Origin of the sequence: Caballeronia hypogeia, from assembly GCF_001544875.2 — a bacterium.
GTDB lineage: Bacteria > Pseudomonadota > Gammaproteobacteria > Burkholderiales > Burkholderiaceae > Caballeronia > Caballeronia hypogeia.
The window spans coordinates 86286-108217 of sequence record NZ_FCOA02000008.1 but is presented as its reverse complement, the minus strand read 5'-3'; the positions used below and the strand labels follow the sequence as shown (position 1 = coordinate 108217).

At 65.1% G+C, this 21932-nt stretch carries 21 protein-coding genes; 17 read left to right on the top strand and 4 right to left on the bottom strand.

The features are described from left to right. Positions 1 to 4: 4 nt before the first annotated feature. The gene (locus AWB79_RS14710; RefSeq protein WP_061168155.1) at positions 5 to 1099 is read right to left on the bottom strand and encodes a hypothetical protein; all 1095 of its coding nucleotides are present in this window, start codon (positions 1097 to 1099) and stop codon (positions 5 to 7) included. Between the two features lie 211 nt (positions 1100 to 1310). Between AWB79_RS14710 and AWB79_RS14705 the strand changes: the two genes are divergently transcribed. The 9 genes from AWB79_RS14705 to ftsB all read left to right on the top strand — a co-directional run bounded on the left by AWB79_RS14705 (position 1311) and on the right by ftsB (position 12475). Next, positions 1311 to 2564 (top strand): lipoprotein-releasing ABC transporter permease subunit, encoded by a 1254-nt coding sequence (locus tag AWB79_RS14705; RefSeq protein WP_061168154.1) that lies wholly within the window; start codon positions 1311 to 1313, stop codon positions 2562 to 2564. Beyond that, a complete protein-coding gene (lolD, locus tag AWB79_RS14700) occupies positions 2557 to 3270 on the top strand; it encodes a lipoprotein-releasing ABC transporter ATP-binding protein LolD (protein ID WP_061168153.1) in 714 nt (237 codons plus the stop codon). Before AWB79_RS14705 ends, lolD begins: the two co-directional genes overlap by 8 nt. 24 nt (positions 3271 to 3294) lie before the next feature. Further along, positions 3295 to 4083: a TatD family hydrolase gene (locus tag AWB79_RS14695; RefSeq protein WP_061168152.1), complete on the top strand. Its 789-nt coding sequence runs from the start codon at positions 3295 to 3297 to the stop codon at positions 4081 to 4083. A gap of 80 nt (positions 4084 to 4163) precedes the next feature. After that, entirely contained in the window at positions 4164 to 6665 is a 2502-nt protein-coding gene (locus AWB79_RS14690; RefSeq protein WP_061168276.1) for a DNA internalization-related competence protein ComEC/Rec2, read from the top strand. Positions 6666 to 6695: 30 nt separating this feature from the next. After that, positions 6696 to 7517 (top strand): alpha/beta fold hydrolase, encoded by an 822-nt coding sequence (locus tag AWB79_RS14685; RefSeq protein ID WP_061168151.1) that lies wholly within the window; start codon positions 6696 to 6698, stop codon positions 7515 to 7517. A 206-nt stretch (positions 7518 to 7723) separates the two neighbouring features. After that, positions 7724 to 9418, top strand: a complete 1695-nt coding sequence (gene pyrG / locus AWB79_RS14680) for a CTP synthase (protein WP_061168150.1) — start codon at positions 7724 to 7726, stop codon at positions 9416 to 9418. After that, the gene (gene kdsA, locus AWB79_RS14675) at positions 9415 to 10269 is read left to right on the top strand and encodes a 3-deoxy-8-phosphooctulonate synthase (protein WP_061168149.1); all 855 of its coding nucleotides are present in this window, start codon (positions 9415 to 9417) and stop codon (positions 10267 to 10269) included. The genes pyrG and kdsA overlap by 4 nt, the downstream gene beginning before the upstream one ends. Positions 10270 to 10609: 340 nt before the next feature. After that, positions 10610 to 11893 carry a phosphopyruvate hydratase gene (gene eno / locus AWB79_RS14670; protein ID WP_061168148.1) on the top strand — a complete coding sequence of 428 codons (1284 nt, stop codon included), beginning with the start codon at positions 10610 to 10612 and terminating at the stop codon, positions 11891 to 11893. Between the two features lie 111 nt (positions 11894 to 12004). Then, a complete protein-coding gene (gene ftsB, locus AWB79_RS14665; protein ID WP_061168147.1) occupies positions 12005 to 12475 on the top strand; it encodes a cell division protein FtsB in 471 nt (156 codons plus the stop codon). Positions 12476 to 12545: 70 nt separating this feature from the next. Here the strand turns inward: ftsB and AWB79_RS14660 are convergent, their stop codons facing one another. From AWB79_RS14660 to AWB79_RS14650, 3 genes are all read right to left on the bottom strand, one after another. Continuing rightward, positions 12546 to 12896, bottom strand: a complete 351-nt coding sequence (locus AWB79_RS14660; protein ID WP_061168146.1) for a hypothetical protein — start codon at positions 12894 to 12896, stop codon at positions 12546 to 12548. Positions 12897 to 13059: 163 nt separating this feature from the next. Beyond that, positions 13060 to 14010 (bottom strand): Hsp33 family molecular chaperone HslO, encoded by a 951-nt coding sequence (gene hslO / locus AWB79_RS14655; protein ID WP_061168145.1) that lies wholly within the window; start codon positions 14008 to 14010, stop codon positions 13060 to 13062. A gap of 42 nt (positions 14011 to 14052) precedes the next feature. After that, complete coding sequence (locus AWB79_RS14650) at positions 14053 to 14577, bottom strand: gamma carbonic anhydrase family protein (protein WP_061168144.1); 525 nt, start codon at positions 14575 to 14577, stop codon at positions 14053 to 14055. A 212-nt stretch (positions 14578 to 14789) separates the two neighbouring features. Between AWB79_RS14650 and AWB79_RS14645 the strand changes: the two genes are divergently transcribed. From AWB79_RS14645 to dapA, 8 genes are all read left to right on the top strand, one after another. After that, a complete protein-coding gene (locus tag AWB79_RS14645) occupies positions 14790 to 15641 on the top strand; it encodes a ferritin-like domain-containing protein (RefSeq protein WP_061168143.1) in 852 nt (283 codons plus the stop codon). A 60-nt stretch (positions 15642 to 15701) separates the two neighbouring features. Continuing rightward, a complete protein-coding gene (locus AWB79_RS14640) occupies positions 15702 to 16586 on the top strand; it encodes an alpha/beta fold hydrolase (protein WP_061168142.1) in 885 nt (294 codons plus the stop codon). 86 nt (positions 16587 to 16672) lie between these two features. Further along, on the top strand, positions 16673 to 17503 hold the full coding sequence (locus tag AWB79_RS14635; protein ID WP_061168141.1) for a 3',5'-nucleoside bisphosphate phosphatase: 831 nt from the start codon (positions 16673 to 16675) through the stop codon (positions 17501 to 17503). A gap of 141 nt (positions 17504 to 17644) precedes the next feature. Continuing rightward, positions 17645 to 18274: an L-threonylcarbamoyladenylate synthase gene (locus tag AWB79_RS14630; protein WP_061168140.1), complete on the top strand. Its 630-nt coding sequence runs from the start codon at positions 17645 to 17647 to the stop codon at positions 18272 to 18274. A 134-nt stretch (positions 18275 to 18408) separates the two neighbouring features. After that, a complete protein-coding gene (locus tag AWB79_RS14625) occupies positions 18409 to 19074 on the top strand; it encodes a site-2 protease family protein (protein WP_061168139.1) in 666 nt (221 codons plus the stop codon). A gap of 4 nt (positions 19075 to 19078) precedes the next feature. Beyond that, complete coding sequence (locus tag AWB79_RS14620; RefSeq protein WP_061168138.1) at positions 19079 to 20281, top strand: tryptophan--tRNA ligase; 1203 nt, start codon at positions 19079 to 19081, stop codon at positions 20279 to 20281. Then, positions 20281 to 20868, top strand: coding sequence for a class I SAM-dependent methyltransferase (locus AWB79_RS14615; RefSeq protein ID WP_061168137.1), 588 nt, complete (start codon positions 20281 to 20283; stop codon positions 20866 to 20868). The genes AWB79_RS14620 and AWB79_RS14615 overlap by 1 nt, the downstream gene beginning before the upstream one ends. A 63-nt stretch (positions 20869 to 20931) precedes the next feature. Further along, a complete protein-coding gene (dapA, locus tag AWB79_RS14610) occupies positions 20932 to 21837 on the top strand; it encodes a 4-hydroxy-tetrahydrodipicolinate synthase (protein WP_061168136.1) in 906 nt (301 codons plus the stop codon). Positions 21838 to 21932: the final 95 nt, after the last annotated feature.

Here is a 21932-nt window from a genome sequence, read left to right as displayed (position 1 = left end):
TCTCTTATTCGATGAGCAGCGCGGCGATCGGCCGGCGCCGCCAGAATTTGCGCAGGTCGCCGCGCGTGACCGACAGCGTCACCGAGCCGGTGTCGCCGCAGAGCGTGAGGCTCAGACGGCCGAGCGAGCCATCGGAGAGCGCCTGCAGCGCGGGTGCGAACCACGCGGCTTCGAGTTCCCCGAGCGACGCGTTCCAGCGCGCCCAGTCCTGCTCGATGAACGGTGCGGAGAACGGATCGAGCTCGACGAGCGTCGCGCCTTGCGCGTTGTCCCTGGCGATCGATGCAAATGACTCCGGCGGCATCGATGGCTTCACGCCCGACGCGAGCGCGAGACCGCGCGTCGCGGCGGCGCTGGACATCACGCGCGCGAACGGGCTCTGGACCGGGTGCAGCGCGCCTTGCCCGTGCAGCCAGATCGAATTGATCGCGGGCAGTCCGCGCGATTCGCGCGCGAGATTCAGCGGATGTTCGAACCATGCCATCTGCACTTCGTTCTGCAGCTTCATCCACGCGCGCGAACGTTCGCCGGTGCGCGCTTCGTGCGGCAGCCAGATTTCGATGTTGCGGCCCGTGGCGCGCAGCGGCGACGCGCCCGCGAGCGCGCCGAGCGCATCGCCCGACACGTACCAGCGCAACGGCGTCGGCGCCTGCAGCGTGACGCCGAGATCCTCGATCACCGGCCGTGCGACGTCGAGCAGCGCGCGCGCTTCTTCCGTGTGCACGCCGAGCGTGTCGGGGTCGATCAGCACGAGATGATCATGCGCGATGCGCACGTGCACCGGCTCGATGCAGGCCCAGCGAGCCTCGCCGGGCGTGCCGCCGTCGGCGAGCAGCATGAAGGGGGCGAGCGGGGCGTCGTCGGCATAGCGCTGGTCGGCGGGAGCGACCGCGCCGAAACGCCGCGCGATCCAGCGTTCGTGCGGCAGCGTGCGCTGGAAGTCCTCGCCTATCACACGTTCTTCCAGCGTGGCGCGGGCGAGCAGCTTGTCGAGCGCCGCGCTCTCCAGCCCGTGCAGGGCGGTGGCGGCGTCCGCGGCCGACGGCAGCGCGAACGGCAACAAGAGATGGAGTTCTTGAACAGGCATGATGCTCGGCATTGTAGGGCAAAGCCGTCTTGCGCTCGGGCGAGCAGACACGATTTCGATGTGCGCCGGGGGCGCCCCGGCATGCGCGTGACGTACCGCATTCGCCATATATGGCAAACTTTCGCAAAATTTGACGCAGACGGCGCGCATCATGCCGGACCAAGGGTCGGTCACCGCGCCACCAGGGCACAACCACGCTGAACCAGCAGCAAAAAGGAATCGCTTGAAACTTCCGTACGAATGGCAGATCGGCTGGCGTTACACACGCGCCAGCAAACGCACCACAGGCAATGGCTTCATCAGCTTCATCGCGCTCGTGTCGATGGCGGGCATCGCGCTCGGCGTCGCGGCGCTGATCGTCGTGCTGTCGGTCATGAACGGCTTCCAGAAGGAAGTGCGCGACCGCATGCTGTCCGTGCTCGCGCACGTCGAAATCTTCTCGCCGACGGGTTCCATGCCCAACTGGCAACTGACCGCCAAAGAGGCGCGCCAGAATCCCGAAGTGGTCGGCGCCGCACCTTATGTCGAGGCGCAGGCGCTGCTCACGCGCCAGGGCGCAGTGAGCGGCGTCGCGCTGCGCGGTGTCGAGCCCACGCTGGAACCCGATGTGTCGGATATCGGCAAGGACATGCGCGCGGGCAAGCTCACGGACCTGAAGCCGGGCGAATTCGGCATCGTGCTCGGCAAGGATCTCGCGGCGAATCTCGGCGTCATGACCGGCGACAAGATTACGCTCGTCGCACCCGAAGGCACCATCACGCCGGCGGGGATGATGCCGCGCCTCAAGCAGTTCACCGTGGTCGGCGTCTTCGAGTCGGGGCACTACGAATACGATTCGACGCTCGCGCTGATCGAAATCCGCGACGCCGAAGCCTTGTTCCGCCTGCCCGCGCCCACCGGCGTGCGCCTGCGCCTGAAGGACATGCAGCGCGCGCCCGAAGTCGCGCGCCAGCTCGCGCGCACGCTGTCGGGCGATCTATACATCCGCGACTGGACGCAGCAGAACAAGACCTGGTTCTCCGCCGTGCAGATCGAAAAACGCATGATGTTCATCATCCTCACGCTGATCATCGCGGTGGCGGCTTTCAATCTGGTGTCCTCGCTCGTCATGACCGTCACCGACAAGCAGGCCGACATCGCCATTTTGCGCACGCTCGGCGCGCAGCCCGGCTCGATCATGAAGATCTTCGTGGTGCAGGGCGTGACGATCGGCTTCATCGGCACGGCGCTGGGCGTCACGCTCGGCTGCCTGATCGCGTGGAGCATTCCGTGGCTCGTGCCGATGATCGAACATCTGTTCAACGTGCAGTTCCTGCCGTCCTCGGTGTATTTCATCAGCGAGTTGCCGTCGGAACTCGTGCCGGGCGATGTCGCGAAGATCGGCGTCATCGCATTCCTTTTGTCTTCGCTCGCGACGCTCTATCCGAGCTGGCGCGGCGCGAAGGTTCGTCCGGCGGAGGCGCTGCGCTATGAGTGATCTGATTCCCGCCAACAACATCGTTCTGCAGGCTTCCGCGATCTCGAAGACGTTCGTGCAGGGCGGCTTCAACGTGCAGGTGCTGAACAACGCGCAACTCGACGTGTATCGCGGCGAGAAGCTTGCAATCGTCGGCGCGTCGGGGTCGGGCAAGAGCACGCTGCTGCACGTGCTCGGCGGCCTCGACGAACCGAGCGCGGGCAAGGTCTCTTTGCTCGGCAAGCCGTTCACCGCGCTCAAGGAAAAGGAGCGCAACGAACTGCGCAATCGCGCGCTCGGCTTCGTGTATCAGTTTCACCATCTGCTGCCGGAATTCACCGCGGTAGATAACGTCGCGATGCCGCTGCGCATCCGCCGCATGCCCGAGGACGACGCGCGCCGGCAAGCACAGGAAATGCTGGAACGCGTGGGCATCGGGCATCGCGCGAAGCATCGGCCGGGCGCGCTGTCGGGCGGCGAGCGCCAGCGCGTGGCGATCGCGCGCGCGCTGGTCACGCGTCCCGCCTGCGTGCTCGCCGACGAACCCACCGGCAATCTCGACGGCGGCACGGCGGACACGGTCTTCAACCTGATGCTGGAGCTGTCGCAGACGCTGGAGACGAGCTTCGTGATCGTCACGCACGATCCCGATCTCGCCGCGCGCTGCGACCGCATCATGCGCCTGCGCGACGGCGTGCTGCACGAAGAGCCGGTCGTGCCGGTATAACGCGTCAAAGCGCGCGGAGGCGTCATGTGGATCGATACGCACTGTCATCTCGACGCCGGCGAATTCGAGGCCGACCGTGACGCCGTCGCCGGCGCGGCGCTTGCTGCGGGCGTCACGCGCATCGTGATTCCGGGTGTGGAGCGCGGCAATATCGCGACAGTGCGTGAGCTTGCGCATCGCATCGAGGGCGGCGCTTATGCGCTCGGCATTCATCCGCTGTTCACGCCGGGCGCGACCGATGACGACTTGCGTGTGCTGCGCGAGGAAATCGCGGCGAGCATGGACGATCCGCTGTTCGTTGGCATCGGCGAGATCGGGCTGGATTATTTCGTGCCGACGCTCGACGACGCGCGTCAGCAGTTCTTCTACAACGAGCAACTCAAGCTCGCGCGCGAGTTCGACCTGCCGGTGATCTGCCATGTGCGCAAGTCGCAGGACAAGGTGCTGAAGGGCCTGCGCGTGCACGAGATTCATCGCGGCATCGCGCACGCGTTCAACGGCAGTTTCCAGCAGGCCGAAGCGTTCATCGCACAAGGCATGCGGCTCGGCTTCGGCGGCAATCTGACATTCGAGCGCGCGCTGCAGATCCGGCGTCTCGCCTCGGACCTTCCGCTCGATGCGATCGTGCTCGAAACCGACGCGCCGGACATCGCACCTTCTTGGCTTTACAAGCAGCGCAACGCGCCTGAGCAGGTCGCGGGCATCGCGAAGGTCCTCGCGCAATTGCGCGGCATCGATGAAAACGCGCTTTCCCTAGGCACAACGGCTAACGCTCACGCAGCGCTGCCACGGCTCGCGCTCGCCTCTTCATAATCGTTTCGTTCTACGCGTGATGCGCGCCGGAGTTCGTCCGGCGCGCGTGCGTGCGCGTCACGAGAAAGGAAGAGGGCGAAGTGCGGGCGATGCTGCTGGGTTTTGCGTTGGGCGTCTGGTGCTTGCAGCAGCAGGCGCGTTTGCCGGATGTCTATCTTTGGATCGCGTGCGCCGTCGTGTTTCTCGTCGCGGCGACGTGCGGCGCGATGCAGCCACGTGCGCGCATCGCGGGCTTCGCGATCGCGGCTTGCGCGCTGGGCTTCGGTTATGCAGCCATGCGCGCCGAAGTGCGGCTGCGCGAGCAATTGCCCGTCGCGTACGAGCAGCGCGATATCGAATTGAAGGGCTTCGTGCGCGGGCTTCCTCAGGCACAGGCGGATGGCGTGCGCTTCCTGTTCGAAGTCGAAGCGAACGGCGCGGGAGTGCGAAATTTTCCGCGCATCGTGCGTTTGCTCTGGATGCCGGCGGAACGCGCCAATGCCAGCGCGCCGCCGAAGCTGCTGGCGGGCCAGCGCTGGACGCTGAGCGCGCGCCTCAAACGCGCGCACGGCAACGCCAACTTCGGTCTGCGCGATGCCGAAGCGAGCTTGCTGGAGCGCGGCATACGCGCGACGGGCTCGGTGTCGCCCGCGCGCGTGCCGCGAAGATTGAGCGCGGACGCGAACGGACCTCGGCTGATGATCGATCGGCTGCGCGAGCGCGCGCATGATCGCATCGAAACCGTGCTCGCCGATGCGCCGCATCGCGGGATCATCGTCGCGCTCGCGGTGGGCGCGCAAGACGCCGTCAGCGAGGCCGACTGGTTGCTCATGCGCGCGACCGGCACGAGTCATCTGGTCGCGATCTCGGGTTTGCATATCGGCTTCGTCGCGGGACTCGCGGCGCTGATCTGCGGCTTTGTCTGGAAGCGGCTCAGGTTGCGCGGCGCGAGCGCGCCGTTGCTCGTGGCCACGCCGAAGGTCGCCGCGTGCGGCGCGGCGGCGTTCGCGGCGTGCTATGCGGCGCTCGCCGGCTTCAACGTGCCCGCGCAGCGCACGCTCTGGATGCTGCTGATCCTCGCAATCGCGTTTCTGTGCGGACGCCGCCCGGCATCGTCGCTCGTGCTGTCGTGGGCGCTCGCATGCGTGCTCGTCGCTGATCCGTGGGCGGTGACGTCGCCGGGATTCTGGCTGTCCTTCTGCGCGGTGGCCGCGATCCTGCATGCGATCGCGGCGGCCGGACGGGTGGAATCGCAGGCGCGGACGCAAGACGAAGACGACATCGATCAATGGGATCGCGTCGATCCGAGCGAAGTCGGGCAGCGTCCCGAACGGTCGACGAAGCGCAGGCCGGGCGCGATGATCATGCGCTTCGGCGTTCGCATGCGGCGGCGCATCGCATCGGGCGTGCGCGTGCAATACGCGGTGACGATCGCGCTCGCGCCGCTCACCGTCTACTGGTTCTCGCAGATTCCGCTGCTCGGGCCGCTCGCGAATGCGTTCGCGATTCCGTGGATCAGCGCGCTCGTCACGCCCGCGACGCTCGCCGGCTTGCTGCTTCCCGCGCCGCTCGACGCGCCGTTGCTCCACGCCGCGCATGCCGCGCTCTCGATTCTCTGCGATGCGCTCGCGGCACTGGCCGATTCTGTCGCGCCGCCGCTCTGGCATTTGCCGCGGCCCGGCGGTTTCGCGCTCGCGGCCGCGTGCGTGGGCGTCGCCTGGGCGCTCGCGCCGCGCGGCTGGCCGTTGCGTTGGGCCGCGCCGATCACCTGGCTGCCGCTGCTCGCGCCCGCGTCGCATCCCGCGCCGGAAGGTGCGTTTCGCGTGACCGCGCTCGACATCGGGCAAGGTTCGGCGCTGGTCGTCGAGACGGCGCGGCACGCACTGCTGTTCGACGCCGGTCCCGGCCCGGAATCGACGCATGCAGGCGAACGCATCGTCGTGCCGTATTTGCAGGCGGCGGGCGTGTACGCGCTCGATGCATTGGTCGTCAGCCATTCGGATTCGGACCACGCGGGGGGCGCGCCGGCCGTGCTGCAATCGATCGCCGTGCGGCAACTGCTCGCATCGCTGCCCGCGAGCGACGCATTGTGGTCCGACGCGCGCGCGCGGGGCGCATCGGCGCTGCGTTGCGCGGCCGGGCAGCGCTGGATCTGGGACGGCGTCGAATTCCGCGTGTTGTGGCCGCAGCCCGGGCCGCTCGCGGGCAAGCCGAACCGGCAGTCGTGCGTGCTGAAGGTGACGAGCGCGGCGGGGCGCGCCGCGCTGTTCGCCGCCGATATCGAAGCGGACGTCGAGCGCGATCTGATCGTGCGCGGTCGCGCGGACTTGCGCGCGGACGTGCTGATCGTCCCGCATCACGGCAGCCGCACTTCGTCCACCGAGCCTTTCCTCGACTCCGTCGGGCCGCTCGCCGCGATATTTCAGGTAGGCTATCGCAACCGCTTTCGCCACCCGCATCCGACCGTGTACGCGCGTTATGCGCTGCGTCCGGTCGCGCTCTCGCGCAGCGACGAGGACGGCGCGGCGCGCATCGACATCGGTGCGGACATCGTGCTCGAAAAATTTCGGCAGACCCACGCACGCTACTGGATGGGGCGTTGAGAACAGCAAAAAAACGGAGACGGCTCCCGCTTGAAAGACATCATCCACTTCTCGCACGCGAACGGTTTTCCGGCGTCCACCTATCGCACGATGTTCGCGGAGCTGGCCGACGAATTCGAGATTCGCAGCATCGAGTGCATCGGGCACGACGCGCGCTTTCCTGTCACGCGCGACTGGCCGTATCTCGTCGATCAGCTCATCGACGAGATGGGTCGCTATCGCGACGAAGCGGACGGCGAGCATCCGAAAGTGTGGCTGGTCGGGCATTCGCTCGGCGGCTATCTGTCGATGATGGCGGCGCTGAAGCGCCCGCAATGGGTGAAAGGCGTGGTCATGCTCGACTCGCCCGTGATCGCCGGATGGAAGAGCGGGCTGTTGCGCGTCACGCAATGGACCGGGCTGGACGAGCGTCTTTCGCCCGCCGCCGCGACGAAGAAGCGCCGCACGCACTGGGCGAGCCGCGACGAGGCCTGGCGGCATTTCCGCGCCAAGCCCGCGTTCGCGCGCTGGGACGAGCGCATGTTGTCCGACTATATCGATCACGGCATGCGCGCGACGCCGCCGGGCGCAGCGCGCATGCTGGCGTTCGACCGGCATGTCGAATATCTGATCTATCGCACGCTGCCGCACACGCTCGGCGCGCGCCTTTCACATGGCTCCCCGGTGCCGGTCGGCTTCGTCGCCGGCACGCATTCGCGCGAAGTGCGCCAGGTGGGGCTCGGCATGACGCGGCGCGTGGCTGGCGACAACTTCGAGTGGATCGAAGGCAGCCACCTCTTTCCGATGGAGCGCCCGATCGACACGTCGCGGGCCGTGCAGCGCCTGATCACCGCGATGCGGCGCGCCTTGTAACGAGGCGCTGAAAAGGGCGCGACCGCCGCACGAGCGCGCACGCCGCGCTTGACGAATGCGCGGTGAAATGATCCGCGCCAATCGCGACCGAAGCGCATCGAAAAGAACGCTCAACAGCGCGTATCCGCCGCCAATTCGCGGCTCGCGCACGCTTCGTGGGAACCGGCCTTTACGGTATAATCCGTTTTTCCCGCGAGCATCTAGCGATGACCAAATATGTATTCGTCACCGGCGGCGTAGTTTCGTCCCTTGGCAAGGGTATTGCCGCCGCCTCCCTCGCCGCGATCCTCGAATCGCGCGGTCTGAAAGTCACTCTCCTCAAGCTCGATCCTTACATCAACGTCGACCCCGGCACGATGTCCCCGTTCCAGCACGGCGAAGTGTTCGTGACGGAAGACGGCGCGGAGACCGATCTCGACCTCGGCCACTACGAGCGCTTCATCAGCACGAAGATGCGCAAGGCCAACAATTTCACCACCGGCCAGATTTACGAATCGGTGATCCGCAAGGAACGTCGCGGCGAGTATCTCGGCAAGACGGTGCAGGTCATTCCGCACATCACCAACGAAATCCAGGCGTTCGTCGAGCGCGGCGCGGCCGCGGCCACGTGCGGCCAGCCGGATGTCGCGATCGTCGAGATCGGCGGCACGGTGGGCGACATCGAATCGCTGCCGTTCCTCGAAGCCGCGCGTCAGATGAGCCTGCGCATGGGCCGCAACAGCGCGTGCTTCGTGCACCTGACGCTGGTGCCGTTCATCGCCACAGCGGGCGAACTGAAAACCAAGCCCACGCAGCACAGCGTGCAGAAGCTGCGCGAAATCGGTATCTATCCGAACGTGCTCTTGTGCCGCGCCGACCGCCCGATTCCGGACGACGAGCGCCAGAAGATCTCGCTCTTCTCGAACGTGCGCGAAGACGCGGTCATTTCCGTGTGGGACGCGGACAGCATCTACAAGATTCCGCAGATGCTCAACGATCAGGGCCTCGACGAAATCGTCTGCGAAGAGCTGAAGCTCTCGCCGCAGCCGGCCAATCTGTCGATGTGGTCGAACCTCGTCGAGAAGCTCGAGAATCCGAAGAGCGAAGTGACCATCGGCATGGTGGGCAAGTATGTCGAGCTCACCGAGTCGTACAAGTCGCTGATCGAAGCGCTGCGTCACGCGGCGATTCACACGTCGACCAAGGTCAACATCGAATACATCGATTCGGAACAGATCGACGCCGAAGGCACCGATGCGCTGAAGCACCTCGACGCCGTGCTGGTTCCGGGCGGTTTCGGCCGTCGCGGCACGGAAGGCAAGATCAAGGCGATCCGCTACGCGCGTGAATCGAAGACGCCGTACCTCGGCATCTGTCTCGGCATGCAGCTCGCGGTGATCGAATTCGCCCGCGACGTCGCCGGTCTTTCGGACGCGAACTCCACCGAGTTCGATCCTGAAACGACCAACCCGGTCGTCGCGCTGATCACCGAGTGGTTCGATCGCGCAGGCCGTGTCGAAAAGCGCAACGAGGAATCGGATCTCGGCGGCACCATGCGCCTCGGTTCGCAGAAGTGCCCGATCAAGCCCGGCACGATGGCCGGGCGCATCTACGGCACGGATGTGAACGAGCGTCATCGTCACCGTTATGAGGTCAATAACCGTTTCGTGCCCCAACTCGAGGCGGGCGGGCTTATCATCAGCGCCCGTACCCCGAGCGAGGATCTGCCCGAGATGATGGAATTGCCGCAATCGCTGCATCCGTGGTTCGTCGGCGTTCAGTTCCACCCGGAATTCACGTCGACGCCGCGCGACGGCCATCCGCTGTTCAAGGCGTTTGTCGAAGCAGCGCGCACGCACGCGGAAGCAGTCGGTGCGAAGGCGCCCGCAAAGGCCGCGGCCACCGCGGGGGCGCAGGCATGAAGCTGTGTCACTTCGAAGCCGGTCTGGACAAGCCGTTTTTCCTGATCGCGGGAACGTGCGTCGTGGAGTCGGAGCAAATGACCATCGACGTCGCCGGCCGGCTCAAAGAAGTGACACAGAAGCTCGGTATTCCTTTCATCTACAAGTCGTCGTTCGACAAGGCCAATCGCAGTTCGGGCAAGTCGTACCGCGGTCCCGGCATGGATGAAGGCTTGCGGATTCTGGGCGAAGTGAAGAAGCAACTCGGCGTGCCCGTCCTGACCGACGTGCACACAGAAGAAGAAATCGAAGCGGTCGCATCAGTCGTGGACGTGCTGCAGACCCCCGCTTTCCTGTGCCGCCAGACCGACTTCATCCATGCGTGCGCGCGTTCCGGCAAGCCCGTGAACATCAAGAAGGGCCAGTTCCTCGCGCCGCACGACATGAAGAACGTGATCGACAAGGCGCGCGACGCCGCGCGCGAGGCGGGGCTGTCGGAAGACCGCTTCATGGCGTGCGAGCGTGGCGTGTCGTTCGGGTATAACAATCTCGTGTCCGACATGCGCTCGCTCGCGATCATGCGCGAAACCAGCGCGCCGGTCGTGTTCGACGCAACCCACTCGGTGCAGTTGCCGGGCGGGCAGGGCACGAGTTCAGGCGGTCAGCGCGAATTCGTTCCGGTGCTGGCGCGCGCGGCGGTTGCAACAGGGGTGGCGGGTCTTTTCATGGAGACGCATCCGGACCCGGCGAGCGCGAAGTCCGACGGTCCGAACGCCGTGCCCCTGCATCGCATGGAAGCACTGCTGAATACGCTCGTCACGATCGATCGCGCGGTGAAGAGCGGCCCGTTCCTCGAGAACGATTTCAACTGAGCGCAGGCAGCGCCGGTAAGCAGAAAGCAGCAAGGCGAGGGCGTCCTGATCGGCGCCCGAGTCGCAAAAAACAGGTCGCCGCGAATGACTGCGAGCGACCGAGCAACGGAGGAGCGTGCTACGTATCCGGGCGATGTCCGCGTTTGCGCGGATTCAACGCCCGCTCCCCACGAAAGCGATGCGAAACGACCGCCCGTTGCGCCGGAGCTGAACCCGGCGATCATCGTCGAGGTCTGAGCGAAGCCAGTGAAGCGCGCGCCGAAGGGTGTATCGAAGTGTAAAAGCAGGCGGCGCGCTTCGTAGTGACTGACAGAATTCATCGTCATTTCTTGAGGAAACCATGAGTGCTATCGTAGATATCATCGGCCGCGAGATTCTCGATTCGCGAGGCAATCCGACCGTCGAATGCGACGTGTTGCTCGAATCGGGCACGATGGGCCGCGCCGCGGTCCCGTCGGGTGCGTCCACCGGTTCGCGCGAAGCCATCGAACTGCGCGACGACGAGCCCGGCCGCTACAACGGCAAGGGCGTGCTGAAGGCCGTCGAACACATCAACACCGAGATTTCCGAAGCCATCATGGGCCTCGACGCCTCGGAACAGGCCTTCCTCGACAAGACCCTGCTCGAGCTCGACGGCACCGAGAACAAGTCGCGCCTCGGCGCGAACGCGATGCTGGCCGTGTCGATGGCGGTCGCGAAGGCCGCCGCTGAAGAAGCCGGCCTGCCGCTGTATCGCTACTTCGGCGGCTCGGGCGCGATGCAGCTTCCGGTGCCGATGATGAACATCGTCAACGGCGGCGCGCACGCGAACAACAGCCTGGACATCCAGGAATTCATGATCGTGCCGGTGAGCCAGCCGACCTTCCGCGAAGCGCTGCGTTGCGGCGCGGAAGTGTTCCACGCGCTCAAGAAGATCCTGGCCGAGCGCGGCATGAGCACGGCGGTGGGCGACGAAGGCGGCTTCGCGCCGAACTTCGGCAGCAACGACGAGTGCCTGTCGACCATTCTTCAGGCGATCGAAAAGGCAGGTTACCGCGCCGGCGAAGACGTGCTGCTCGCGCTCGACTGCGCGGCGAGCGAGTTCTACCACGACGGCAAGTACCAGTTGGCGGGTGAAGGCCTGCAACTGTCGTCGGCCGAATTCGCGGACTATCTGGCGACGCTCGCCGACAAGTTCCCGATCGTCTCGATCGAAGACGGCATGCACGAGTCGGACTGGGAAGGCTGGAAGATCCTGACCGACAAGCTTGGCAAGAAGATCCAGCTCGTCGGCGACGATCTGTTCGTGACCAACACGCGCATCCTGAAGGAAGGCATCGAGAAAGGCATCGCCAACTCGATCCTGATCAAGATCAACCAGATCGGCACGCTGACGGAAACCTTCGCGGCGATCGAAATGGCCAAGCGCGCGGGCTACACGGCGGTGATTTCGCACCGTTCGGGCGAGACGGAGGATTCGACCATCGCGGATATCGCGGTCGGCCTGAACGCCGGCCAGATCAAGACCGGTTCGCTGTCGCGCAGCGACCGCATCTCGAAGTACAACCAGCTGCTGCGCATCGAGGAAGATCTCGGCGATATCGCCAGCTACCCCGGCAAGTCGGCGTTTTACAACTTGCGCTAAAGCTTTCGCCGCTTTAGTCGATAAGGACGTTAAGTCATCTTTTGATGCCCGCCGCCCACGGCCCCCGGTTCGATCCGGGGCCGACGGGCGGCGCTTATTTCGGCTACGTGAATGCGGCTCGTAACTGTCGTTCTGGTTCTTTTGCTGGTGCTGATCCAATACCCGCTCTGGTGGGGGCACGGTGGCTGGCTGCGCGTGCATGAATTGCAGCAGCAACTCGCGCAACAGACGGAGAAGAACACGAACCTGAGATTGCGCAACGAGCGCGTCCAGGGTGAAGTGCAGGACCTGCAAAGCGGCACGTCGGCCGTCGAGGAGCGCGCGCGCTACGAGATGGGCATGGTGAAGGACAGCGAAGTGTTCGTGCAGTTCGTCTCGCCCAACTCCACCGCGCCGGTCAATTCCGCCAACGTCCCGGGCATGAACGGCTCGACGCGCGGCCAGGTGTCGGCGGCGCCGTTGCGGGTCGTGCCGAATCCGGTGTCGCGTTCGAAGCAGGAGTTGCGCGATCTGGACAAGAAGGCGCAGAAAGAGAAAGCGGCCGAAGCGAAGAAGAAGCAGCAGACAGGCGCGGCGAACTAGCGTCGCGCTGGGTGAACGAGGCAAAAAAATGGCGCGGTCATCGACCGCGCCATTTTTCCTTGTGACTCGCTCACCACCGGGTGCCCACGCCGACGCCGGTGCCCCAGTACGGCCCGCCCCAGCCGCCGCTCGAATAGCCGCCGTACACCGAAACCGGCATGGGCGCGGAGAACTGCGACATGGTCTTCGCGGAATTGCCGGCTGCCGCGGCCTGCTGCGATTCGTTGAGCGCCTGCCTGTCGATAGCGTTGTAGCGTTCCATCTGCTGCTGATCCGTCAGCGTCTGCTGCGGGGCGGGCGCCGTGTCGGGCAGGCGGCTATAGATCGGCGAAGGGCCGGGCGGGTCCATCATGCAGCCGGCGGCAAGCGTCACGCCGGCCAGGCACGGCAGCAACTTCCAGTTGAGCGTTGCGGTTTTCATTTTTCGACCTCCAGCGGGCCGGACATCTGAACAGAAGTCCATCATAGCGTGCGGCGAACGTCGTGAAACCGGGGCCGCAGGCCGTGCGAATCACGCGCGCCGTGCTCCGCAAGCCTTCGGTGCGCGCAGTGCAAGCTCCGCTGGATAAGGCTTCGACGGTCGATCAGTGGCGCTGATCCGGCGCCGGACTCACGCCTTGTGAGAGTTCCTTTGCGACAAAAAGTTGCGCAACGTCGACGGCGTCGAACTCGTAACGCTGATTGCAGAACTCGCAATGCACTTCGACATCGCCGCGCTCGTGGATCACGCTCTCGACCTCCTCGCGGCCCAGCATCTTCAGCATGCCGCCGACCTTTTCGCGCGAGCAGGTGCACTGGAAGCGAGCCTGCGCCGGTTCAAAGTGCTGCACGTTCTCTTGCCAGAAGAGCCGCTTGAAGACCGTCTCCGGTTCTTCCTTCAGCAATTCCTCATTCGAAAGCGTGCTGCCGAGATGACACACGCGCTGCCAGGTATCGGCGTCGTGCTCGCCCGGATGCGGGACGATGCCGCCATCGCCCGGCAGCTTCTGCAGCAGCATGCCGACCGCGCGGTCCGTGTCCGCCGCGAGCCACAGACGCGTGTCGAGCTGCTCCGAGTGATGCATGTAGTGCTCGAGCACCTCGGCCATCGACGCAAGCGGCCCGTGCTCGCCCGTGAGCGGCACGATGCCCTGATACGGCTGCTGGCCCGGCTTCTTGTCGTTGGGATCGAGCGTGATGACGCAGCGGCCGCGCCCGTGACGGTTCAGCAGTTCCGCCAGCGACATCTCGTTCTCGAGCTGGCCTTCGGCGCCATCGGCGAGCTTGGCCGTGGCGCGCAGCGTCAGATTCGAGTTGCACTGCACGACCAGCATCTTCACCGGACCGTCGCCGTAGATCTGCATGACGAGCGTGCCGTCGAACTTGAGATTCGCCGACAGCAGCGCGCACGCGGCCATCATCTCGCCGAGCACGTTGCGCACGGCCGCGGGATAAGTGCGGCGCGCGAGCACTTCCTGCCACGTGTTGCGCAACGAGACGATCTCGCCGCGCACGGGCGCCGCGTTGAACATGAATTTCTGCAACTGGTCGTTCACAACTCTTCCTTGGGGTGTTGAGGCTGATCCGTTTCGCCGGAATCAGCCGATGCGCACGAGTTGCGCCTTGTAATATTCGCGCCGGTCGGCATAACTCGCCGTGGCCGCGCGCATGCGGGCGATGTCCGCCTCGCCGATTTCCCGCACCGCTTTCGCCGGCGCGCCGAGAATCAGCGTGTTGTCCGGGAACACCTTGCCTTCGGTGACGATCGCGCCCGCGCCAACCAGACAGTTGCGGCCGATCACCGCACCATTCAAGACCACCGCCTGAATGCCGATCAGCGAGCCTTCCTTGACCGTGCAGCCGTGCAGCATCGCCTGATGGCCGACGGTGACGTCGTTCTCGATGGTCAGCGGAAAGCCCGGGTCCGCGTGCAGCACCGCGCCTTCCTGCACGTTGCTGCCACGTCCGACGACGATCGGCTCGTTGTCGCCACGCAGCGACGCGCCGGGCCAGACGCTCGTGTTTTCCTCGAGCGTCACGCGGCCGATGATGGTCGCGGTATCCGCGAGGAACACGCTTTCGTGGATGGTGGGGGCTTCGTCGCCGAGTTTGTAGATGGCCACATTGTCTCCTGAGGCGTGGTGTCGTGAGGGTGGGGTGCGGCCGCTGCGCACGCTGCCGGCGCTAAAATGCGCGCCTGCCGGTGCGAGGCGACGCTCGTCGACGAGCGATGGTTGCGCGCTGCGCGGCGTTCACCGGGATTACCATTTTAGCTGTTTGCCGTACCCGTCCGCCCGACCGGGCCTGCCGGGCGCCGTTTTTCGAGACACATTCGATGCACGAATTTCCGATTCCAGCCGATTCAGCCAGCGATGCGACCGCCGATGCCCGTCGCGCAGCGCTGACGATCCTGCGCGGGCGCGATCCGGCGACGAAGGCGGCGCGGGCCCGTGCGCTGTTCGAGGCGGTGCGCGCGGAGCCGTCGCGCGTCGATTCCGCTGCGGCTCTCGTCGATCCCGGCGATCTTCCGGGACGTCCCGCACGGCCGGAACTCGTCGAGCCTTCCTCGCTCAAGCGCCGCAGCATGCAGTCCGATGCCGGGCGCGCGGTGCTGCTGCACGCGCTTGCGCACATCGAATTCAACGCAATCAATCTGGCGCTCGACGCGGTCTGGCGTTTCCCTTCGATGCCGCGCGAATTTTATCTCGACTGGTTGAAGGTCGCCGCCGAGGAGGCATATCATTTTTCGCTGCTGACCACGCGGCTCGCCGAGTTCGGCCATGCTTACGGCGCTTTCCCGGCGCACGACGGCCTTTGGGAAATGGCCCAGCGCACCTGCGACGACGTGCTCGCGCGCATGGCGCTCGTTCCGCGCACGCTGGAGGCGCGCGGCCTCGACGCTTCGCCGCCGATCAGAAAACGTCTCGCGCAGGCGGGCGATCACGCATCGGCGGCGATTCTCGACGTGATCCTGCGCGATGAGATCGGCCACGTGCTGATTGGCAACCGTTGGTTCCGTTTCCTCTGCGACGCGCAGCATCTCGATCCGCACACGACCTACGAACGGCTCGCCGCGCAATATCACGCGCCGAAGCTGCGCGGCCCGTTCAACTTCGACGCGCGCCGCGACGCAGGCTTCGACGAGGCCGAGCTTCGCGCGCTCGCCGGTCTTGACGACGAGCAGTGAACCGGCCGCATGGTCGCTATAATCGAACGATCATCTTTTTTTGCTTGTTGAGGCGAGACCATGAAAGAATCGCGCTCCGAATTCGTCGATGCGCGCGGCGTGCGCCTCCACGTGCGCCGCTGGGGCTCTCCCGATGCGCCGATGCTGTTCATGCTGCACGGCTGGATGGACGTCAGCGCGTCGTTCCAGTTCGTCGTCGATGCGCTCGCGGGTGACTGGCAGGTGCTCGCGCCCGACGCGCGCGGCTTCGGGCTCTCGGACTGGCCGGTAGCGGAGAAGGGCGGCGGTCATTACTACTTTCCCGACTATCTCGCCGATCTCGACATATTGCTCGACCACTACGCGCCGCGCGCGCAGGCGAATCTGGTCGGGCACAGCATGGGCGCGAACGTCGCCTTGCTCTATGCGGGCGTGCGGCCGGAACGCGTGCGCCGCGTCGTCGATCTGGAGGGTTTCGGCCTGCCGGCGGCGCGCGCGTCGCAATCTCCGGGGCGCATCGCACAGTGGCTCGACGACCTGCGCGCGCCGCCGGCGCTGCGCAGCTACGCGAATCTCGACGATGTCGCCGACCGACTGATCCGCACGAATCCTCGTCTGCCGCTCGACCGCGCGCGTTTTCTCGCGCAGCACTGGTCGCGTGAGGGCGCGGACGGGCGCTTCCACCTGCTCGCCGATCCGGCGCACAAATTGCGCGGTCCGACGCTGTATCGGCTGGACGAGGTGAGCGCTGCCTGGGCGCGCGTCAAGGCGCCGGTGCTGCACGTCGAAGCGAAGGATTCGCCGACGCTCGCGAGCTTCGCGGGCCAGGCGCCCATCGCGGAGTTCAAGACGCGCTTTGCGACGTTTGCCGACTGGCGCGAGGAAATCATCGATGAAGCGGGGCACATGATCCATCACGATCGGCCGGCGCGCGTCGCGGCGCTGATCGAATCGTTCTGTGCATGAGCGCCGGCGCGCGGAAAGGAAGGGACTACATAATCGGCGTGTCATGCCGATACAGTTAGAATGTGAAGGTAACCAGCGAGCCTTTGATGAACGCCGATCTGCATTGCCATTCCACCGTGTCCGACGGCCAGTTTGCGCCCGCCGAGGTCGCGGCGCGCGCGCATGCGAACGGCGTCACGCTGTGGTCGCTGACGGATCACGATCAGCTCGGCGGGCAGAAGGAAGCGCGCGAGGCGGCGGAAGCACTCGGCATGGGCTATCTGCCGGGCGTCGAAATTTCGGTGACGTGGGCGTCGCGCACGGTGCATATCGTCGGCATGAACGTGGATCCGCAGAACGAGGCGCTGCTCAAGGGCCTCGAATCCACCCGCAACGGACGCGCGGCGCGGGGCGTGGCGATCGGCGAGGCGCTCGCGGCGATCGGCATTCCGGATTGCTATAAAGGGGCGCTGCGCTTCACCGACGACCCGGACATGATCTCGCGCACCCATTTCGCGCGGTATCTCGTGGAAGCGGGCTACGCGCAGTCCACCGCCGACGTCTTCTCGCGCTATCTCGGCGACGGCAAGCCGGGCTTCGTCGGGCATCGCTGGGCGAAGCTCGAAGACGCGGTGAAATGGATTCGCGACGCGGGCGGCGAGCCTGTCATCGCGCATCCGGGCCGCTACGATTACACGCCGGTCGAGTTCGCCGCATTTTTCGACGAATTCATTCAACTCGGCGGCCACGCGATCGAAGTCGTGACCGGTAGTCACACGCCCGACCAGTACCGCGAATATGCCGATGTCGCGCGCCGCTACGGTTTCGAGGCCTCGCGCGGCTCGGACTTCCACGGAGCGGGCGAAGGGCGCGTCGACCTCGGGTTGTTGCCGCCGCTGCCCGACGACCTCACGCCCGTCTGGGAGCGTTGGCTGTAAGCGTCCCACGGCGCTCGGCCTGGCGCGCACGGTCTTTGCATCGAAGTTGATTTTCCGCACGCACATTGCGTAAAGGCGCTCGCGCGTGGTTCGCGCCGCGTTCGGCCTTCGCGAAAACGATCGAAACAACAAGGCGTCGCCATGTCTCAATTCTTTCGCATTCATCCGGACAATCCGCAGCCACGGCTCATCAATCAGGCTGTGCAGATCATCAAGGACGGCGGCCTCGTCGCGTTGCCGACGGACTCGAGCTACGCGCTCGGCTGTCATCTCGACGACAAGAACGCCGTCGAGCGACTGCGACGGGTTCGCGGCATCGACGACAAGCAATTGCTGTCGCTGCTCGTGCGCGATTTGTCAGAGCTTTCCAACTTCGCGATGGTCGACAACCAGCAGTATCGGCTGATCAAATCGGTGACGCCGGGACCGTACGTGTTCGTGCTCCAGGCGACCAAGGAAGTGCCGCGCCGGCTTTCGCATCCGTCGCGCAAGACGATCGGGCTGCGTGTGCCTGATCACGTGATCACGCTCGCGCTGCTCGAAGCACTCGGCGAGCCGCTGCTCGCGTCGACGCTGATCCTGCCCCCCGACACCGAACCGCTCAACGATCCAGAGGAAATCCGCGAACGGCTGGAAAAGCAGGTCGAACTCGTGATCGACTCGGGCGCGTGTCCGGCGGAGCCATCGACGGTCATCGATCTTTCGTCGGGGGAGCCGGTGCTCGTGCGCGCGGGGAGAGGCAGTCTCGAACCGTTCGGGCTGACGGCGTAGCTGACGCCGTGCAGTAGCGCACACGGGCAGAACACCCGATTAAGTATTGTGGCGCACGATATGGCGAAACCGTACGTGCCCGACGTCGTCGCGCGCGTCTGATCACGGCTGCCCGCTTGATACAATACCGTCCTATGGATCCTTCCCTGATACAAACCATCGCGGTCTACGCGCTTCCGGTGATCTTCGCGATCACGCTGCACGAGGCCGCGCATGGCTATGCCGCGCGGCTGCTCGGCGACAACACGGCCTATGTGCTGGGCCGCGTTTCCATGAACCCCATGCGCCATATCGATCCGATCGGCACGATCGTGATTCCGATCGTCCTCTATTTCGTAACGAGCGGCGCGTTCATGTTTGGCTACGCGAAGCCGGTGCCGGTGGCCTTCGGCAATCTGCGCAATCCGCGCTGGGGCAGCCTGTGGGTCGCCGCGGCCGGGCCCGGCAGCAACTTCGTGCAGGCCATCGTCTGGGGCGTGATCGCGGTGCTGCTCGCGGCGTTTCACGTCGACGAGAAATTCTTCACCGGCATGGCGGCCGCGGGCGTCAGCGTCAATCTCGTGCTCGGCGTGCTGAATCTGTTTCCGTTGCCGCCGCTCGACGGCGGCCGCGTGCTGATGGCCCTGCTGCCCGTGCGCGCGTCGATCGCATTCTCGAAACTCGAGCCTTACGGTTTCTTCATCGTCATGGCGCTCGTCGTGACCGGCGTGCTCACGCGCTTCTGGCTCATGCCGCTCGTGAACATCGGCTTTTCGGCGGTGTCGGCTATTCTGAATCCCCTCGCTTCACTCTTTCCATAACATCATGTTCCCTGACCGTATCTTCTCCGGCATGCGGCCCACCGGGTCGCTGCACCTCGGCCACTATCACGGCGTGCTGAAAAACTGGGTGCGGCTGCAGTCCGAATACCCGTGTTTCTTCGCGGTCGTCGACTGGCACGCGCTCACGACGCACTACGAGACGCCCGAGGTCATCGAGAAAAACGTCTGGGAGGTGCTGATCGACTGGCTGGCGTCGGGCATCGATCCCGCGCAGGCGACGCTCTTCATCCAGAGCCGCGTGCCCGAGCACGCCGAGCTTTCGCTGTTGCTCGGCATGGGTACGCCGCTCGGCTGGCTCGAACGCGTTCCCACCTACAAGGAGCAGATCGAGAAGCTGAAGGAAAAGGATCTCGATACGTACGGCTTTCTCGGCTATCCGGTGCTGATGGCGGCGGACATTCTGCTGTATCGCGCGTCACTGGTGCCGGTCGGTGAGGATCAGGTGCCGCACGTCGAAATGACGCGCGAAATCGCGCGCCGCTTCAACTATCTCTACGGCCGCGAGCCGGACTTCGAAGAGAAGGCGATGGAAGCCGCGAAGAAGCTCGGCGGCAAGCGCTCGAAGCTGTATCACGAGCTGCGCGTCGCGTATCAGCAGGAAGGCGACGACGAAGCGCTCGAACAAGCGCGCGCGATGCTGCAGGAATCGCAAAGCCTGTCGATGAGCGACCGCGAGCGTCTGTTCGGCTATCTCGAAGGCTCGCGCAAGATCATTCTGGTCGAGCCGCAGGTGCTGCTGACGGAAGCGTCGCGCATGCCGGGCCTCGATGGCCAGAAGATGTCGAAGTCCTACGGCAACACGATCGGCCTGCGCGAGGACGCGGCGACCATCGAGCAGAAAGTGCGCAAGATGCCGACCGACCCCGCGCGCGTGCGCCGTACCGACCCGGGCGATCCGGACAAGTGCCCGGTGTGGAAGCTGCACGAGGTCTACACAGACGAAGCCACGCATCAATGGGTGCAGAAGGGCTGCCGCAGCGCGGGCATCGGCTGTCTGGAGTGCAAGCAGCCGGTGATCGAGGGCATTCTGCGCGAGCAGCAGCCCATGCTGGAGCGCGCGCAGAAGTATATGGACGATCCGTCGCTGTTGCGCGCGATCGTGGCCGACGGCTGCGACAAGGCGCGCAAGTTCGCCACGGAAACCATGCGCGAAGTGCGTGAGGCCATGGGCCTTTCCTACAGCTGATGGAAGGCGCGCCGAGTCAGTGGGTGGCGCGCTGGGCGCATTTGCTCGCGTCCGGCGGCACGGTGCTCGACGTCGCATCCGGCAACGGGCGCCATGCGCGCTGGTTCGCGGCGCGCGGTCATCGGATATTGGCGATCGATCGCGACGCTGAAGCGCTGGCGTCGATGTCCGCGCCCGAAGGCATCGAAACGCTCGACGCCGATCTCGAAAACGGCGCGCCCTGGCCGCTTTCAAACGACCGAACGTTCGATGCGGTCGTCGTCACGAATTATCTGCATCGGCCGCTTTTCGGTCATCTGATCGACGCGCTGGCGCCCGGCGGCGTGCTGATTTACGAGACTTTCGCGGTGGGCAACGCGAGCGTCGGCAAGCCTTCGAATCCGGCATTCCTGCTGGAGCCGGGCGAACTGCTCGCAGCAGTGCACGGGCGGTTGCGCGTGATCGCCTACGAAGACGGCTTTCTCGACGATCCGCGTCCGGCCTTCGTGCAGCGGATTTGCGCGGTTTCTGAACCGAAGCCGGCGGAAAGTGTGCTCACGATTGGTAACACACCCCCGGGTCCGCCACGTTACGCGTTGACGGGCTAATCCGCTACAATCGCGTAATATCGCTTTTTGCGATTAAATTCACGATTAAATTCATAGAGTTTCATGACAAACGGAACACACGGCGGCATCCAGATCCGCGGCAGCATCCCTGCCATCGTCACACCGATGCACGAGGACGGTAGTCTTGATCTGCCGGCGTTTCGAAAACTGATCGACTGGCACGTCGAGCAAGGCTCGAACGGTCTCGTTGTCGTCGGCACCAGCGGCGAATCGGCCACTTTGTCGGTCGAAGAGCACATTCTGATGATTCAGACGGCCGTCGAGCACACGGCCAAGCGTTTCCCGATCATCGCGGGCGCGGGCGGCAACTCGACCGCCGAGGCCATCGAGCTCTCGAAGCACGCGAAGAAGGTCGGCGCCGACGCCACGCTGCAAGTCGTTCCGTATTACAACAAGCCGACGCAGGAAGGCATGTATCGCCACTTCAAGGCGATCGCCGAGGCCGTCGACCTTCCCGTCATTCTTTACAACGTCCCCGGCCGCACCGTCGCCGACATGAACAACGAGACGATCCTGCGTCTCGCGGACGTCCGCGGCATCATCGGCGTGAAGGAAGCGACGGGCAACATCGACCGCGCGGCGCATCTGATCAAGCACGCGCCGGCGCATTTCAGCATTTTCAGCGGCGACGATCCCACGGCAATCGCGCTCATGCTCCTGGGCGGCCACGGCAACATCTCGGTGACGGCCAACGTCGCGCCGAAGGAAATGAGCCAGCTGTGCCGCGCCGCGATCGAAGGCGACGCCATCACCGCGCGCCGCATCCATCTGAAGCTTTTGTCGCTGCACAAACAACTCTTCTGCGAATCGAACCCGATTCCGGCCAAGTGGGCGCTTGCCGAGCTCGGCCGCATGGAAGGCGGCATCCGCCTGCCGCTCACGCCGCTCGACGCGCGCTATCACGACGTGGTGCGTGACGCGTTGCGCGACTCCGGCCTGCTCGCCTGATCATATGTGGCGGCGCGCCACAGTCACAACGAATCGAAGCGCCGCGCCGCCTCAAGTGATCGACATGAACCACACCATCAGCCATCAACCGCCGC

What these genes read in the sequence shown, in the direction of transcription:
- AWB79_RS14710 (WP_061168155.1), bottom strand. Translation starts at nt 1,099, where the DNA reads ATGCCGAGCATCATGCCTGTTCAAGAACTCCATCTCTTGTTGCCGTTC.
- lolD (WP_061168153.1), top strand. Translation starts at nt 2,557, where the DNA reads ATGAGTGATCTGATTCCCGCCAACAACATCGTTCTGCAGGCTTCCGCG.
- AWB79_RS14695 (WP_061168152.1), top strand. Translation starts at nt 3,295, where the DNA reads ATGTGGATCGATACGCACTGTCATCTCGACGCCGGCGAATTCGAGGCC.
- pyrG (WP_061168150.1), top strand. Translation starts at nt 7,724, where the DNA reads ATGACCAAATATGTATTCGTCACCGGCGGCGTAGTTTCGTCCCTTGGC.
- kdsA (WP_061168149.1), top strand. Translation starts at nt 9,415, where the DNA reads ATGAAGCTGTGTCACTTCGAAGCCGGTCTGGACAAGCCGTTTTTCCTG.
- eno (WP_061168148.1), top strand. Translation starts at nt 10,610, where the DNA reads ATGAGTGCTATCGTAGATATCATCGGCCGCGAGATTCTCGATTCGCGA.
- ftsB (WP_061168147.1), top strand. Translation starts at nt 12,005, where the DNA reads ATGCGGCTCGTAACTGTCGTTCTGGTTCTTTTGCTGGTGCTGATCCAA.
- AWB79_RS14660 (WP_061168146.1), bottom strand. Translation starts at nt 12,896, where the DNA reads ATGAAAACCGCAACGCTCAACTGGAAGTTGCTGCCGTGCCTGGCCGGC.
- AWB79_RS14645 (WP_061168143.1), top strand. Translation starts at nt 14,790, where the DNA reads ATGCACGAATTTCCGATTCCAGCCGATTCAGCCAGCGATGCGACCGCC.
- AWB79_RS14640 (WP_061168142.1), top strand. Translation starts at nt 15,702, where the DNA reads ATGAAAGAATCGCGCTCCGAATTCGTCGATGCGCGCGGCGTGCGCCTC.
- AWB79_RS14635 (WP_061168141.1), top strand. Translation starts at nt 16,673, where the DNA reads ATGAACGCCGATCTGCATTGCCATTCCACCGTGTCCGACGGCCAGTTT.
- AWB79_RS14630 (WP_061168140.1), top strand. Translation starts at nt 17,645, where the DNA reads ATGTCTCAATTCTTTCGCATTCATCCGGACAATCCGCAGCCACGGCTC.
- AWB79_RS14625 (WP_061168139.1), top strand. Translation starts at nt 18,409, where the DNA reads ATGGATCCTTCCCTGATACAAACCATCGCGGTCTACGCGCTTCCGGTG.
- AWB79_RS14620 (WP_061168138.1), top strand. Translation starts at nt 19,079, where the DNA reads ATGTTCCCTGACCGTATCTTCTCCGGCATGCGGCCCACCGGGTCGCTG.
- AWB79_RS14615 (WP_061168137.1), top strand. Translation starts at nt 20,281, where the DNA reads ATGGAAGGCGCGCCGAGTCAGTGGGTGGCGCGCTGGGCGCATTTGCTC.
- dapA (WP_061168136.1), top strand. Translation starts at nt 20,932, where the DNA reads ATGACAAACGGAACACACGGCGGCATCCAGATCCGCGGCAGCATCCCT.